General features: G+C 44.6%; 15 protein-coding genes and 1 pseudogene. 12 read left to right on the top strand and 4 right to left on the bottom strand.

Annotated features, from left to right (window positions below; all coding sequences use genetic code 11):
- Positions 1 to 36 precede the first annotated feature (36 nt).
- Both AM500_RS14375 and AM500_RS14370 read right to left on the bottom strand, forming a co-directional pair.
- Complete coding sequence (locus AM500_RS14375) at positions 37 to 1,110, bottom strand: AI-2E family transporter (protein WP_053599840.1); 1,074 nt, start codon at positions 1,108 to 1,110, stop codon at positions 37 to 39.
- A 110-nt stretch (positions 1,111 to 1,220) separates the two neighbouring features.
- Positions 1,221 to 1,595 (bottom strand): DUF2512 family protein, encoded by a 375-nt coding sequence (locus AM500_RS14370; protein ID WP_231688006.1) that lies wholly within the window; start codon positions 1,593 to 1,595, stop codon positions 1,221 to 1,223.
- Between the two features lie 156 nt (positions 1,596 to 1,751).
- Between AM500_RS14370 and iadA the strand changes: the two genes are divergently transcribed.
- From iadA to AM500_RS14345, 5 genes are all read left to right on the top strand, one after another.
- Entirely contained in the window at positions 1,752 to 2,948 is a 1,197-nt protein-coding gene (gene iadA / locus AM500_RS14365) for a beta-aspartyl-peptidase (protein WP_053599839.1), read from the top strand.
- Between the two features lie 141 nt (positions 2,949 to 3,089).
- On the top strand, positions 3,090 to 3,551 hold the full coding sequence (locus AM500_RS14360) for a MarR family winged helix-turn-helix transcriptional regulator (RefSeq protein WP_053599838.1): 462 nt from the start codon (positions 3,090 to 3,092) through the stop codon (positions 3,549 to 3,551).
- A gap of 4 nt (positions 3,552 to 3,555) precedes the next feature.
- Positions 3,556 to 6,696, top strand: a complete 3,141-nt coding sequence (locus tag AM500_RS14355; RefSeq protein WP_053599837.1) for an MMPL family transporter — start codon at positions 3,556 to 3,558, stop codon at positions 6,694 to 6,696.
- A gap of 539 nt (positions 6,697 to 7,235) precedes the next feature.
- The gene (locus tag AM500_RS14350; RefSeq protein ID WP_053599836.1) at positions 7,236 to 8,240 is read left to right on the top strand and encodes a nuclease-related domain-containing protein; all 1,005 of its coding nucleotides are present in this window, start codon (positions 7,236 to 7,238) and stop codon (positions 8,238 to 8,240) included.
- Between the two features lie 58 nt (positions 8,241 to 8,298).
- Positions 8,299 to 8,643: a hypothetical protein gene (locus AM500_RS14345; protein WP_053599835.1), complete on the top strand. Its 345-nt coding sequence runs from the start codon at positions 8,299 to 8,301 to the stop codon at positions 8,641 to 8,643.
- 190 nt (positions 8,644 to 8,833) lie between these two features.
- On the opposite strand, the gene AM500_RS14340 is transcribed toward AM500_RS14345, so the two are convergent.
- Positions 8,834 to 9,583: a TPM domain-containing protein gene (locus tag AM500_RS14340; RefSeq protein WP_156319824.1), complete on the bottom strand. Its 750-nt coding sequence runs from the start codon at positions 9,581 to 9,583 to the stop codon at positions 8,834 to 8,836.
- On the bottom strand, positions 9,583 to 10,161 hold the full coding sequence (locus AM500_RS14335) for a LemA family protein (protein ID WP_053599833.1): 579 nt from the start codon (positions 10,159 to 10,161) through the stop codon (positions 9,583 to 9,585). The genes AM500_RS14340 and AM500_RS14335 overlap by 1 nt, the downstream gene beginning before the upstream one ends.
- 261 nt (positions 10,162 to 10,422) lie before the next feature.
- Here AM500_RS14335 and AM500_RS14330 point away from each other — a divergent pair, with 261 nt between their 5' ends.
- From AM500_RS14330 to AM500_RS14305, 7 genes and pseudogenes are all read left to right on the top strand, one after another.
- On the top strand, positions 10,423 to 11,061 hold the full coding sequence (locus AM500_RS14330) for a DedA family protein (RefSeq protein WP_053599832.1): 639 nt from the start codon (positions 10,423 to 10,425) through the stop codon (positions 11,059 to 11,061).
- A gap of 151 nt (positions 11,062 to 11,212) precedes the next feature.
- Positions 11,213 to 12,010 (top strand): SGNH/GDSL hydrolase family protein, encoded by a 798-nt coding sequence (locus tag AM500_RS14325; protein ID WP_053599831.1) that lies wholly within the window; start codon positions 11,213 to 11,215, stop codon positions 12,008 to 12,010.
- Positions 12,007 to 12,921: an ABC transporter ATP-binding protein gene (locus AM500_RS14320; RefSeq protein ID WP_053599830.1), complete on the top strand. Its 915-nt coding sequence runs from the start codon at positions 12,007 to 12,009 to the stop codon at positions 12,919 to 12,921. The genes AM500_RS14325 and AM500_RS14320 overlap by 4 nt, the downstream gene beginning before the upstream one ends.
- Positions 12,914 to 13,894 carry an ABC transporter permease gene (locus AM500_RS14315; RefSeq protein ID WP_053599829.1) on the top strand — a complete coding sequence of 327 codons (981 nt, stop codon included), beginning with the start codon at positions 12,914 to 12,916 and terminating at the stop codon, positions 13,892 to 13,894. The genes AM500_RS14320 and AM500_RS14315 overlap by 8 nt, the downstream gene beginning before the upstream one ends.
- An 83-nt stretch (positions 13,895 to 13,977) precedes the next feature.
- Positions 13,978 to 14,613, top strand: a complete 636-nt coding sequence (locus AM500_RS14310; protein WP_053599828.1) for an FMN-dependent NADH-azoreductase — start codon at positions 13,978 to 13,980, stop codon at positions 14,611 to 14,613.
- A 322-nt stretch (positions 14,614 to 14,935) separates the two neighbouring features.
- Positions 14,936 to 15,034 (top strand): annotated as a pseudogene (locus AM500_RS25075) (mechanosensitive ion channel domain-containing protein); the annotation flags it as partial.
- Positions 15,035 to 15,098: 64 nt separating this feature from the next.
- Positions 15,099 to 15,434: an AbgT family transporter gene (locus tag AM500_RS14305; RefSeq protein WP_231688182.1), complete on the top strand. Its 336-nt coding sequence runs from the start codon at positions 15,099 to 15,101 to the stop codon at positions 15,432 to 15,434.
- The last annotated feature ends 146 nt before the right edge of the window (positions 15,435 to 15,580 follow it).

The following is a 15,580-nucleotide window of genomic DNA, read 5'->3' as shown; positions in this document are numbered from 1 at the left end:
CAGTCCTAAACTCGAAGGCATCGGCCAATTTTCAACCTAAATGGCCTTTTTGATTTTCTTCAGGTTGAAGAATTCCCTGATATTGTTGAAGGTTACCTTGACAACCGCGAAAACCGGTATGGCGATAAGGATCCCGATAAATCCATAGACGGAGCCGGCAATCAGCAGGACGAATATGACTGTGAGCGGATGCAGATCAAGCTTTTTACCCATTACTTTAGGTGTTATCAGGTTACCTTCAAGCTGCTGGACGACGACCATGACTAAAAGGACCTTTAAGACCATTGCCGGGCTGTCTAACAGAGCAATAAAAATGGCTGGGATGATGCCGAGAATCGGGCCTATGAACGGGACGACAGCGACGCTCATTGCAAAAAGTGCAAGGAGCAGAGCATTGTCAAGCCCAATCATCAGATAGCCGGCATAAAGCAAGATCCCATCAGCCACAGCAATGATAAATTGGCCGACGATGTAGGAGGACAGGGTTTTATCAATGTCCTTTAGTATCGTTCGTCCTTCTTCCTGACGGTCATTGGGAATAATCCGCAGCAAAGCTGGCTGTAGACGCTCCCCATCCCTAAGGAGGTAAAAGACGATAAATGGCACGACTGCAAGGACAGTTACAATTCCAGTCAGGGAAGCGACTACCTTGCCAATATTCTTTTCGGCAGCCTTAAAAAACATTCCAGAAAAGCTATCGGCCTGGCTTTTGATTTTGTCGACGGATTCTTTCGCTTTTGGGCTGTCTTCAACCATTTTCTTTGATTCATCGGTCAGCTCTTCGACTTTTGAAGGAAAGTTGCTGCTAATCTGTTTGACTTGGCCGGCGATGGAAGGGCCAGCAAAATGGACAAATGCGTAACCTAGCCCAAAAAGAATTAGAAACACTGCCAAAATGCTTGGAGTCCTCGGCATATATCTGGACAGCAGGCGGACGGATGGCCGAAGAATGTAATATAGAAAACCTGAAACCAGGAGCGGGAAAAACACACTGGCGATGAGCTTTTGGAAGGGCCAGACGAAATAGTCTATTTTTCCTAATAGCAAGATGATAATTAATAAAAGAATTATGGCTGTTGCATATCTAAAAAACGGTTTATTTATCCACATTGGCAATCCTCCGGAAATTCTTTCTTACCTAAACGTTCCCTGTTTCAAGCTATCTATAAACAATAAAAGCTGCCCCCTTTAAAAGAGGCAGCGATGCTGTCCAATTCAACTTAGCTGTTTCTAGCGGGATTAGTTGTAAGGTTTCCATCTTTAGCAAGCCACTTATGATAAAACCATTCACCGGCTGCGACAATCAAGGAAGCAAGAAATGCCTCACCTGCGGCTTCATTGTATCCTAACATGGCGAGCCCAGCCCAAACAACAAGGAAGCTGATGACAAAGTCGCCAACAGTTGCGGCGACATTGCCCATCCTCGGCAAGACGACCATATCGCCAGTAAAGTAAGCTAATAAGGTAAGGACAATTCCAATTAGCGTGGCATCCAAGAATGAAACATCGTTCAACATTGATAATACAATCCACATGACGGCTAGAATCATTGCTGCCTTGATTGCAAGTGTTTTAGCGTGATTTACATTTTCCAATGCTGTTTCCTCCTTTGAAGTGTATTCCTAGTTAATTTATCCATTTATCGGAAAATTAAACCGAGCCTGTTTTCATGTCTGTTAATGGATGGTTTTGTCGGAATTATTTTGGGTACATAAGCCATTAATTAACAGTTAAGGCAGGGGATTATAGGAATGTTGACTCTTATAAAAAATGGGCTTGTCTATGCCCCGGATTTTTTAGGGAAGAAAGATATATTGGTTGTTCGCGATAAGATTGGTTTCATTGAAGAAGAGATAGAAGTACCTGAAAGCTTTGTTGAAATTGACGTGGTGGATGCTTCGGGAAAATACATATTTCCAGGTTTCATAGATTCACATGTCCATATCATGGGTGCCGGCGGGGAGGGGGGCTTCAGGCTAAGGACTCCCGAATTAATGGTCACTGATGCTACAGTTGCGGGAATAACGACTGTCGTTGGGGTTATCGGTGATGATTCAACTACCCGGTCAATGGCCAGCCTGCTTGGTAAAGCAAATGCGCTGGAGGAAGAAGGGCTGAGCACCTACATTCATACAGGATCCTATCAGGTTCCGGTGCGGACTTTGATGGGGAAAATTGAAGATGACATCATTCTGGTAGCGAAAATCATTGGAGTTGGGGAAATAGCGATTGCGGATGAACGGTCATCCCAGCCTACTGTAGAAGACATTTCGAAAATTGCAGCAGCAGCAATGACTGGCGGAAAGATGATTGGCAAGGCAGGGATATTAAATATCCATGTTGGAACTGGCCCGGATAAACTATCATTAATTAATCAGGTTATAGACGAAACCAATATCCCAATCACCCAGTTTCAGGTGACCCATGTTAACCGAAACCGTGAGCTTTTTGAAGAAGCGAAGGACTACGCACGTAAAGGCGGTTATATTGATTTTACAACAAGCACGGATTATAAATCTCTCAAAACGACTGAGATTAAATGCTCTAAGGGGCTGAAGGAGGTAGTTGATGAAGGAATCCCTCTCGAAAACGTTACATTCACTTCGGACGGCATGATTTCGCTGCCCACTTACGATGAAGAAGGCAACCAGAATGGGTATAAGCTCGGACTTCAAAAGTATCTGTATGAGGAAGTGAAGGATGCGATTCTCGAGGAAGATGTACCAATCGAGAAAGCACTCCGGGTTATTACAGCCAATCCAGCTGACATCCTTCAGCTGAAAACGAAGGGATACATTGAGAAGGGGCGTGATGCGGACCTAGTTATTGTGGACCCGCATACACTCGAGATTCAAGATGTCTTTGCAAAAGGGCGGAAGATGGTGGAGAAAGGCAAACCGATTGTTTTTAGCACGTTCGAAAGGGAACGAATGAATAAGAAGTTTTAACAAACAAGCTGACCGCGTTGGGCAGCTTTTTGTTTTTTTTAAAATTCTTTTTGCCAGATTGACATTTTTAGGCTGAGTGAATATAGTTATACAGGTGAATAGTTAAACAGTTTAACTAATTTCAAAAGGAGGCATCTCCAATTGGATCAAAAAGCGCTTAAGGAACTGATTGACCGCTATATCGCAGTTTCGTTTTCAGTTAATAAAAAGGCAGAAATGATGATAAAGAGTGAAATTGGCAGTGACCTGACACAGGATCAGCATTATACACTTAGATACATCCGCCAAAGAGACGAATGCACTTCTTCTGAGCTTGCCGAAATCTTTGGTGTTAACAAAAGTGCAATCACGGCAATTATCACTCGGCTTACTGATAAAGGTCTTGTAAGGCGGACCCGCAATCAAGAGGACAGAAGGGTAATTTATCTTACCTTGACTGAAGAAGGTGTTAAGCTTTTTGAAGAAACTGAGCAGCGTATTTACAGTCTTGTTGAATCGTTCATAACCAAATTCGATCAGGAAGAAATACGTGTATTTATTAATACGTATGAAAAATTATCCGGGATCTTGACAGAGATGGAAAGTAATCACCTGGGGGAGTAATAACATGAAACATATACTTAAATTTAAATGGCTGGTCATGGCTGCATGGGTTGCGATTATTGCTGTACTGGTCATAGTTGCACCGAACATGGAGGAACTCGTCCGCGAAAAAGGGCAGATATCCGTTCCAGATGGATATTCCTCCACACTGGCTCAAGAGATTTTAAGCGAAGCCCAGAAAGAGGATTCAGCAGGTAATGAGTCTCAGGTAGCGCTTGTTTTCCATAGTGATAAAAAGCTTACAGACAGTGATTTTGCTGAAGCCGAGAAGGGTGTAAACGCGCTCGAGGCGCAAAAGGAAAAGCTTGGGATTACAGAAGTGATGTCCCACTTCAATGAAAGTTCTCTTAAGGACCAGCTCGTATCCAAGGATGGCAAGACCATTCTTGTCTCTGTTAAGGTTGATTTGGCTGGCCGCGAAGCAAAAGAGGTAACGAATGGCCTTTATGAAGCCCTTGATGGTGTTGAAATGGATCACTATTATACATCAAGCTGGATGGTTGCCGATGACCTGGTCACGAATTCGCAGGAAGGCTTGAAGAAGACAGAGGGAATTACAGTTGTGTTCATCCTGGTCGTATTATTGCTCGTGTTCCGATCAGTGATGGCCCCGGTCATTCCGCTAATTGCGGTAGGATTAAGTTATCTCACCTCGCAATCGATTGTTGCAATTCTTGTAGACAAGGTGGATTTCCCGCTGTCTACATTCACGCAGATATTCCTTGTCGCCGTCCTGTTCGGGATTGGTACTGACTATTGCATTTTGTTGATGAGCCGCTTTAAAGAAGAAATGCAGCATCATGAATCTATTGGGGATGCCATTGTTACAACGTACCGAACAGCAGGCAAAACTGTATTTTTCAGCGCTCTTGCCGTCATGGTAGGGTTTGCTTCTATCGGTTTCTCTGAATTTGTTTTGTACCAGTCTGCAGCTGCAGTAGCGGTCGGTGTCGGTGTACTGATGCTTGCGCTCGTTACAGTCGTTCCGTTTTTCATGGCGGTATTTGGACGTAAGCTGTTCTGGCCGGCTAAAGGAACGCTTGAACATAAGGATAGCGGACTTTGGAAGTTTGTCGGTTCGTTTGCGCTGGCACGTCCATTGATTGCGTTGCTGATAGTTTTGGCCGTATCACTTCCGTTTTTGTTCACGTATGAAGGGGAGCTTTCCTTCAATTCTCTGGAGGAAATTGGCGACGAGTTCAATTCAATCAAAGCATTCGATATCATTTCCGATGGTTTTGGCCCTGGCGAATCGATGCCATCCCAAATTGTCATTAAGAATGATGAACCGCTTGATAGGCCAGAATATTTGGCCGTGGCTGAAAAAATCAGTGAAGAAATTGCCAAGGTTGACAATGTAAAAACAGTCCGTTCGGTCACGCGCCCGACTGGTGAACCGATTGATGAGTTGTACGTATCCGGCCAGGCCAAGTCACTTAGTGAAGGCCTTGGCGAAGGAAATGACGGCATCAAGCAAATCAGTGGCGGTTTGTCTGAGGCAGAAGAAAAGCTTTCTGCTTCAGCACCGAAGCTTAAAGAGACTTCAGATGGAATCTCTGAACTGATTAAGGGTACGAATGAATTAAAGAGCAATATGGGAGTGGTCCAGACTAATCTTGCGAAAATTGAAGATGGGATCAGGGCGGGGTCGGCTGGATCTGAGCAGATCCGCAGCGGCCTTGCTGAAGCGAAGGCAAGCTCTGAAAAAATGCTTGTTGAATATAAGAGATTGCTAGAAGGCTATAAGTCCATTGCATCTGGCGTCGGAGAGCTGCATAATGGCTACCAGGGCGTCGCTGGAGGCCTGCAGGATGTTGAGGGCTTACTAGTTGCTGCTAATAATAATATGACTGAGCTTGAGAAAAACCCGGCTGCAATGGGGGCACTGGCTGATAAGAACTATGCTGATTTGAAAGCAAATGTACTGACCGCACTAGGTTATATAAATGACCCTGAGCGTGGCTTGAAATCCGGGTTGAACCAGTTGAACAGTGAGCTTGCAAAGGTCCAGGGTGGAATCTCTGAGGCGAATGCTGGCCTCATACAGCTGATTGACGGTGAAGAAAAACTTATTGGCGGAATGGAGCAGCTGATTGAAGGCATTTCCAAGCAGCAGGCTGGACTCGACCAATTGGCTAATGGCCAGGGACAAATTGTCGGAAACCTCCCGAAATTTACTGGCGGATTGACCAGCATTAACAATGGACAGCAACAGCTTTTGAATGGTTTTGAACAGATCGGCGGCCAGCTTGGTGAATTGACAGATGGCCTTGAGCAAGGGACCGATGGTTTAAATCAAGTTGCTGACGGGCTTGAGGATGCACAGGGATATTTGAATGAGGTTGCTGCCAATGAGCGCAATGGCTTCTATGTACCTGAGGAGGCACTTGCTAGCGGCGAGTTTGACGAAGCGTTAGATGCCTATATGAATTCAGACCGCAAAGTGATGACGATGGATGTTGTCTTTGACGTCAATCCATACTCCAATGACGCGATTAACTCTGTTGAACCTTTGGAGCAAGCGGTAGAGCGCGCGGTTAAGGATACCGGCCTCGAGAATGCCGATGTTGCTATAGGCGGCGTATCTAGTATGCATAATGATTTGAATATAATATCCGGACAGGATTATTCCCGCACTGTAATCTTCATGCTTAGCGGCATCTTCCTGATCCTGATGATCTTGTTCCGATCAATCATCATGCCGATTTACTTGATTGGTTCACTGATTTTGACCTATTACACATCAATGGCAATTTCCGAATCAATCTTTGTTAACGTGCTTGGATACTCCGGTATCAGCTGGGCGGTTCCGTTCTTTGCATTCGTTATCTTGATTGCGCTCGGAATCGACTACAGCATCTTCCTGATGGACCGATTCAACGAGTTCAAGGCGATGCGCGTTGAAGACGCAATTTTGGAGGCAATGAAAAAGATGGGGACTGTTATCATTTCCGCTGCCGTCATCCTGGGCGGAACCTTCGCCGCGATGATGCCATCGGGAGTTCTCTCATTGCTTCAAATTGCAACGATTCTACTAATTGGTTTAATTTTATATGCTTTGTTCATCCTGCCGTTGTTCGTGCCGGTAATGGTCAAAATGTTTGGCAAAGCCAACTGGTGGCCGTTTATGGGTAAAGGAAATTAGTAGATTGATTGTTTATGTGGCCGCTACACCTTATTGGGTGTGGCGGTTTTATTATGTGGCTGGGTTTTCGTTCGCTTGGTGGTGTTTATGTGTTTCCATTTGTGTCTGAATGGTGAATAGTTTCGAAATATACTTCGTTGAGGGTGAAAAAAGTGTGGAAGAGGGGGAAATATAGTTCGTACAGGGTGAAAAAAAGAGTGAAAACGGTCGGAAAATTTCCAAAGAGTAATAGAGTACGAATTCTATTTAAGCTTAGTAATGGATTGCCGGACAATAATTGAATTTCCATCCGCTTGGTGGTGTTTATGTGTTTCCATTTGTGTCTGAATGGTGAATAGTTTCGAAATATACTTCGTTGAGGGTGAAAAATGTTGAAAGAGGGTGAAAAATAATTCGTACAGGGGGAAAAAGTGTGAAAACGGTCGATAAATTTTCAAATCAATGAAATATGCACTATTTTGTAACATTTGACCATAAGCTTATAAAGGAATTAAGGGTGTGTATGCAGAATTTTACCCAGAAAAGAGGAGGGATGCATATTGGTAGTTTTAGAAAGAGCCGTACCACTAATTCTCTTAATGTTGGAGGCGTTATTAAGGAGGCTTCCAAAAACACATCATAAGAGAATGGAGGTTGAGGAGTCGTATCGAACATATAGTGCTGGATATAACGGTGAGAAAGCAGTGGACTTTTACCTTAAGTATTTAAAGGAAGAAAAGTTCAGTATTTTTAAAGGGATTCGATTAAAAGTAAATGGTGTTTATTTTCAAATTGATACACTTTTGATTACCCCTTCTTTCGCTTTGATTCTGGAAATTAAAACTTGGGCTGGAGAGATAACCTTCGAGAAGAATTTTAGCCAGGTTACACAAGACAAAGATGGAAAAATCAACTTATACTCAAATCCTCTTTCCCAGGTCAAGCTTCAGCTCCTGCAGTTAAAAGATTGGTTCAGAAAAAACGATTTCCCCGACATACCGCTTGAATTTTTTGTTGTTATGAGCAATTCTGCCGCAAAACTCAAGTCTGATCCAAACTACTTTGAAGCCCATCAGAAGGTAATCCACTCCATTCGCTTAGTAGAAAAAGTGGAAGTGATCGAAAGGAAACATAAACAAATTTATTTAGACGAATCTTCCCTAAACATGTTAAAAGATAAAATGCTTTCGGACCACACTCAGCTAAGGCAAGATGTCCTCCAAATGTTTTCAATCTCTAAACAGGATCTGCTTTTCGGCCCACAATGCCCGTTTTGTAATCATATACCAGTTAAACAAGATAATCGGAAATGGTTTTGCAAGATGTGCAATAAGCTTTCCAAAAACGTAAGCCATCAGGCAATAGAGGATTACTTCCTGTTGATTTCCCCTCAGATTACAAGCAAACAGGCACAAGAATTTCTTCAAATCTATGATGATAAAAAGATATATCACATCCTCACCTCCATGAACCTCCCAACTTCAGGCAAGACGAAAGGCCGCATCTACCACCAACCCTCTCTCATTCGCTATTCTTTCCCGTACAAAAATTCCCAAAAGGGTTAGAAATCCCAACATAGTGGTAAAAGTACACCATAGAAGAAGTGGAATAGGAGCTGAGACGATGCTGGAAAAGCAAATGTTTTTTGTCGATATTAAAACAGGAGAGATTACGAAAGAGCCGACTGCGGAAAATACGTTCACGATAATGGCAAATGAGGACGAGGTCCAGGATTTGCGAGAACTGTTTGAGGAGAATTACAAGGCGGACTTAAAAGGGTATGCGAGAACGCATAAACCTGCTCAGGAATACCATACCTTCTCGGAAAACGAAAATGCCGAATACGATTCTACGATGGAGACGATTTACGCAATGATCTACCGGTTTGGCGATGCCGAAGCACGCCAGCACATCAGAGAAATGGGAATTCTGAAAGAGCAGGATTACGACAACGAGAATTTTCAGTAATTTACAAACCGAACCCACCACCACACCACACTACGAAAACGGGCTGCCTATTGATGGCAGCCCATATTCTTGCTCTATTAAAATCGTACACTTACCCGGTCGGTACATCCAAAAATTCATCCACTCATCCGAACAGCCCACCCAAAATCAAAACGAGCTGCCCAACGAACTGGACAGCCCACCATTAAACTTACCACCCACGGCTGGCACCGCCGCCACCGGACGAGCCTCCACCGCCGCCAATTGAACCGCCGCCTCCACCACCGCCACGGCCGATCATCGAAAGGATTAGGAAGGTGAAGGTACCTCGGAAAAACACCATATCGAGGATAATTAAACCAGCAACGATTAGAATGAATAGCCAGTTTGGAATTCCAGTATCCTGTCCTTGGCCGGCGGCATCTGGCTGCGGTATCGGATTGCCGCTTGCATCAAAACCGCTCATCACTTCATTGCCAAGCGCCTGATACGTATTGATCACCGCTTCATTAGGGCGGCCAGCCTGAAGGGAAGGAATCGCATACGAATCCAGGATTCTTCCGGCTTTCCCATCCGGAATGATTCCTTCAAGACCGTAGCCAACCTCTATCCGAATTCGCTTTTCCTGTAAAGCGAGCACCAGCAGAACCCCATTATCCTCGCCAGCCTGGCCAAGCTTGTATGTCCTGAATGCCTCGTTTGCATATCCTTCAATATCGCGATCGCCAATTGTATCGACTGTCAGGACCGCAACCTGGGCTCCCGCAGCACCACTTTGAATTTGCCTGCCCCAGCCGCGAATCTGCTGCTCTTCGTCCTGGCTGAGGATATCGGCAAAATCCTGGACATAAATATCTCCACGTGGTGACGGAATATCCCCAGCAGCTGCAAACACATTCGCGCTTCCAACCAGGAGAAGGACTAGCAGCGCAAAAACGCTTGCGGCCTTCCAGCGTTTCATTATCCGTTGCCTCCGAAGTCAACCTCAGGTGCTTCCTGGGAACGAGGGTCGGCGCGGAAATATTCCTTCTCATCAAAACCGGTAATTCCGGCGACAAATGCACCAGGGAACTGCTTAACCTTTTTATTGTAAACAGCTACGACGTCGTTGTAATCCTTCCTGGCAACCGCAATCCGGTTCTCGGTTCCTGCCAGCTCGTCCATCAGTTGCCGGAACTGAGCGTCCGCCTTCAAATTTGGATAATTTTCTACAACAACAAGGAGGCGGCTAAGTGCACCCGAAAGCTCGGCGTTCGCTGTCGCTTCTTCCTCTGGGCTGCGAGCTCCCGCCAGCCTTGCACGGGCATCAGAAATTGCTTGGATTGTTTCCTTCTCATGAGCCGCATAACCTTTAACCGTATTTACCAAATTCGGTATTAAATCCAGTCGCCGCTGCAGTTGGTTCTCGATTTGTGCATATGATTGGTCAACATTTTCCTCAGCATTGACAAACTCGTTGTAACTCGATGCGAGCATAATGCCAAGTACGACAATAATGCCGATGATGACCAGCCCAACTCCCATAAATCCTTTTTTCATTCATGCCACTCCTAACACAGTTGGTATATACGTCTATCTTCCCTCTGAAACTGGTGAATTAAACACTCACCAGGCGCTTCTTGCTGCCAATGCCAACTTTCACGCCTATCCTGGCATTGCCGAGCATATAATGTACAAGTTAGTCCTGTCCATCTTACCACCAGCAAGAAAAATTTTCCATTGCCAAATAAACAACCGAGCACTATAGTTGAAATGTTGTCCTAATGACAAAATTGTCTAATTTTGGAGGGGGAAGGACTTGTGCAGCACGCAGTAGCTTTCATGAATGAATACGGCTATATGTTCCTATTCATTTCAATGGCACTAGGAATGATTATTCTGCCTGTTCCTTTAGAAGCCCTTCTCGGTTATTCCGGCTATTTGTCCTTTACAGGGGAACTTCAATGGCTGGCAACCATCGCAATCGCCACTATCGGGACATTCACCGGAATGATCGCAAATTACTGGATCGGAAAAAAGCTTGGCTATGGATTCATAGCTAAATACGGCCATTATGTATACATTAAAATCTCAACCATTGAAAAAATCGCAAAATGGTTTAACAAATACGGTAACAAACTATTAATTTTGGTCTTCTTTATACCCGGAGCAAGGCATGCCATCGGCTACTTCGCCGGCATCACCAAATTCCCGCCCAAGCTTTATTGCATATGCACCGCTATCGGCGCATTCATATGGTCATCAGCCTACATTTTAATCGGCAACCTCGCCGGCCCAGGCTGGGAGATCTATAATGAAGAAATTAAGAAATTCTTGCTCAGCACCAGCATAGTTTTGCTAATACTGCTGGCCTCAGCATACCTCGCAGGTAAATCAAGCACCCGAATCTCCGGATGGGGCTGGAGACTGCGACGTAAATTAATGAACCTAATAAGATAGAAACGGCTTCCGAAACTTCGGAAAGCCATTTTTTTTGAAAAATTGGCCGACGAGGCAAAAAAACCATCTCAAACCAATCGCCACCAAGCTTCCGCAGTTTGAATCACCTTCCTTCTATGGTTAAATTGAAATAGGAAGTTTTTAGAAAGGAATGGTTTTCTTGGGAAAACGGACGGTATGGATTTGGACTGTAGCTTCGGCACTATTTTTAGTGCTATGGTTCGGCGGTCTTGTATGGGCGGTTGCCGATTATTATGGGGCCAGCGGAAAGTTATTGGTTCAGGAACCAACAGAAAAAGTCCCTGCCAAGGATGTGGATGGGCTTCAGGTCGTGGCAATGGGTGACTCTCTAACGAGGGGGACTGGAGATGCAGCGGGAAGAGGCTATGTTGGATATTTAATTGACAGTATGAATAAGCGCGCGGATGAGGATGTAAAGCTTGTAAACCTTGGCATTAATGGTCAGCGTTCAAAACAGCTTGCCGAGCAGGTAAAGCAGGCTGAAGTCCAGCGGCAGCTGTCACAGGCCGATATTGTCCTGATTACAATTGGCGGTAATGATTTGTTTCGAGGCGGGCAGGGTCTTGTGGAATTTGACTCGGGGAACCCTGAAAAAATCCAGAAGGACTACCTGGCCAATGCAAAAACAATTCTCACGCAAATTAGAACGGCCAATAAGGATGCGACCGTCTTTTTTATCGGACTGTACAATCCGTTTATAGAGTTTGAGGAAGGCAAGCAAATGTCAGCGATCGTCCGGAGCTGGAACTTTGCAACTGCCGAGCTCGCTGCTCAGTTTGATAAGGTTGTTTTTGTGCCAACATTTGACTTGTTTGAATTAAATGTAAACGATTATTTGTATACTGATAAATTTCACCCTAACACAGAGGGATACAAGCTGATTGCCGAGCGGGTTTCGGCGCTCGTGACGTGGGAGGGGGAAAAATGATGGATACAGTGACACTTTCAGTCAAGGATTTGAAAAAGAGAATCGGTAAAAAGGAAATCATTAAGGGAATTTCTTTTGAACTGCACAAAGGAGAAGTTTTCGGTTTTCTCGGACCGAATGGAGCGGGAAAAACAACCACAATCCGGATGCTTGTTGGTCTGATTAAGCCGACATCGGGTGCTATTTCGGTATGCGGCTATGATATCCAGAAGGATTTTTCAAAGGCGATGCGTAATTTGGGCTGTATCGTTGAAAACCCCGAGCTTTACTCGTACCTTTCCGGTTATGATAATCTTGCCCATTTTGCAAGAATGCTCGATGGAATCGGTGAAAAAAGGATAGCTGAGGTCACCGAGCTTGTCGGTCTGAAAGAACGGATTTATGACAAGGTTAAAACTTACTCACTTGGAATGCGCCAGCGGCTAGGGATTGCACAGGCACTTCTCGGAAGTCCTAGTGTGTTGATTTTGGACGAGCCGACGAATGGCCTTGACCCTGCGGGAATCCGCGAAATGCGTCAATTTATTCGGTACCTGGCCGAGCAGGAAGGCTTGAGTGTCCTTGTCTCAAGCCATCTATTGAGTGAAATCCAGTTGCTCTGTGACCGTGTCGCCATCATTTCCAAAGGGTCAGTTATCAAGACCGATTCAGTTGATGTTTTACTCGGAAACCGGGAACGGATTGTCTGGAGGCTTTCGCCACTTGAAGAAGGGAAAAGGATCCTTGGCGGCTTAACGGAAATCGAGATTCGGAATGATGGAGCTATTTTAACTGAATATAGTGCTGAAAAAGCAGCGGATTGGAATCGGAAGCTTGTTCAGTCTGGTGTTGAGGTTTCGGAAATGAACCGGAAAATGCCCGTGCTTGAGGACCTGTTCCTTGAGCTGACCGGGGGTGACACAATTGATTAAGCTTGTCTATAACGAAATGCTCAAGCTTCTTGCTAAGAGAAGGCTGCTAATCATTGCCGCCATCATCGGAATCCTCGTCGCCATGTTTACCTATGCCCAGATGAAAGAGGTTGAAACACAGCGAGAACGCATGGGAACGACAGACTGGAAGACCATCCTTCAGCAGCAAATTATAGATATTCAAAACAGGCTGTCCTCAAACCGATTAAGCGAGGAGTGGAAGAGTGAGCTGCAAATCAGGCTTCAGCAGCAGCAATATTACCTGGATCACGACATCAATCCATCCGAACCAGGGGCTCCAACCTTCATGCGGATGTTCATTGAAAACTCAATTGACTTGTTCCTGCCGCTGATGGTCATGGTCATCGCCAGCGACCTGGTTTCTTCCGAACACAGTCAAGGTTCTATCAAGCTGCTGCTGACAAGGCCGGTACGGCGATGGCGTGTGCTGCTAAGCAAGTACATCACCCTTTGCCTATCAGTGTCTATGATTGTAGCGTTCATGGGTATCCTATCTTATGTAATTTCCGGCACTGTATTCGGTTTCGGCGGCTGGAAGGCACCAGTCCTGACTGGTTTTACGGCATCGGGCTCGACGCTTGATACATCGGGTGTAAAGCTAATTGATCAATGGCAATATTTATTGATGGAGTTTGGCCTTGTCTGGTTTGTGGCAATCGTGGTCGGGACACTTTCTTTCATGCTGTCAGTGCTGATCAGAAGCACGGCTGCCGGAATGGGTATCATGCTGGCAGCCCTTATTTCCGGAGCGATTTTGAGCAATATGGTTTCTTCATGGGAATCGGCCAAGTACTTTTTTATGGTGAATCTGCGCCTGACTGATTATATGAACGGGACAGCCCCGCCGATAGAAGGAATGACGCTATCGTTCTCGCTGGGTGTGTTGCTTGCATGGTGGGCCGCCGCTCTATTTATATCGTTTTATGTGTTTATGAATAAGGATGTGTATTGAATCTCCTGCCGTTCAATGTTTATCATTCAAAATTTGAGGAATGATAATCAGGTCAGAACATATTTGAAGGGTAGGTATAGCAAATGGCTCAGGTTTTATACATCACGGCACATCCACATGACGATACCGTATCATACAGTATGGCGGTCGGAAAAGCATTCATCGAACAGTACAGAGAAGCGAATCCTAATGATGAAGTGATTTATCTCGACTTATATAAGGAAGATATTCCGCAAATTGATGTTGACGTATTCAGCGGCTGGGGTAAGCTTCAATCAGGTTCGTCATTTGATGAATTGTCCGAAGAGGAAAAACAAAAAGTCACAAGGCTCGGTGAACTATCCGATCAGTTTGTCGCAGCAGACAAATATGTATTTGTCACACCACTCTGGAACTTCTCTTTCCCGCCTGTCATGAAGGCGTATATTGATTCTATTTGCGTAGCAGGCAAAACGTTTAAATACACCGAGCAGGGACCAATCGGGCTCCTTGGCGAGAAAAAGGCACTGCATATCCAGGCCCGTGGCGGAGTGTATTCCGAAGGACCTGCTGCAGCTCTGGAAATGGGACACCGCTATATCGGGATCATCATGCAATTCTTTGGCATCAAGAACTTTGAAGGTTTATTTGTCGAAGGCCATAACCAGTACCCAGACCGCGCGCAAGAAATCAAACAGGATGCAATTAACCGCGCAAAGGACCTGGCAAGGACATTTTAAGCGAAAAAATTATAATCCATCCCCATCGTTGCAGAAGGGGATGGATTTTTATATGGTCGATTTTTTTGACTACATAAGCTTCATGCAATCACCCCCTTACGTGAATGAAAGCTTAGGACACATTTTAAAAAATATAGGACAGATTTCACGAAATACAGGACATTTCCCGTATAATGCAGGACATTTCCCAAACTTTTCATGACAGTTTTTCAGTTTTTCAGGACAAACTCCATTCCTCCCCCAAAAACTGAGTACATCCAAGAGTGCAACCATTCAAAAGCTTAAACACCAGTAATAGGTCCGGCAGTCCAACTACGCTGACGTGGGTGACTGGATTGAAATGCCGAAGTATGGAGCAGATGGAGATATTGTTGATATTTCTCTAGTTACAGTTAAGGTACAAAACTTTGATAAGACGATTAATCACTGAAGGGGGACAGTATGTCGCAGACTACAACGAAAAAAATAAAACATTTTTTAATCGAATGCTGAACTCGATTGAGTACGCAGGGAATAAGTTACCCGATCCAATCGTTTTGTTTATTATTCTTTGTGCCATTACCTTGATTTCATCCTATATTGCATCGTTATTCAATGTATCGGCAACACATCCCACTACAGGGGAAGCGGTAGAGGCAATTAATCTCGTTACTGGGGATGGTCTAGTTTCAATTTTACTAAATTCAGTGACAAACTTTACCTCTTTTCCTCCACTCGGTATGGTTCTTGTGATGATGATTGGGATTGGGATGGCAGAAAATAGTTGCTTTTTCTCAACAATTATGAAGCGTGCAGTCTTAACGACTCCTAAAAAGCTATGAAAGACAATGTACCTACCCTAATTGTTTTCCACCGATGAGTGGGCGGGATAGACCCATTCCACCTATTCAGTAATAATTCTTCTATACTCTCCTAAAGACATTGAATAGACATCGATTTGCCCATACATTTAATATAGTGGACAACT

Source organism: Bacillus sp. FJAT-18017, assembly GCF_001278805.1.
GTDB lineage: Bacteria > Bacillota > Bacilli > Bacillales > Cytobacillaceae > Bacillus_D.
Note: the sequence above shows the minus strand (reverse complement) of the source record. Positions and strands in the feature narration are given on the sequence as shown.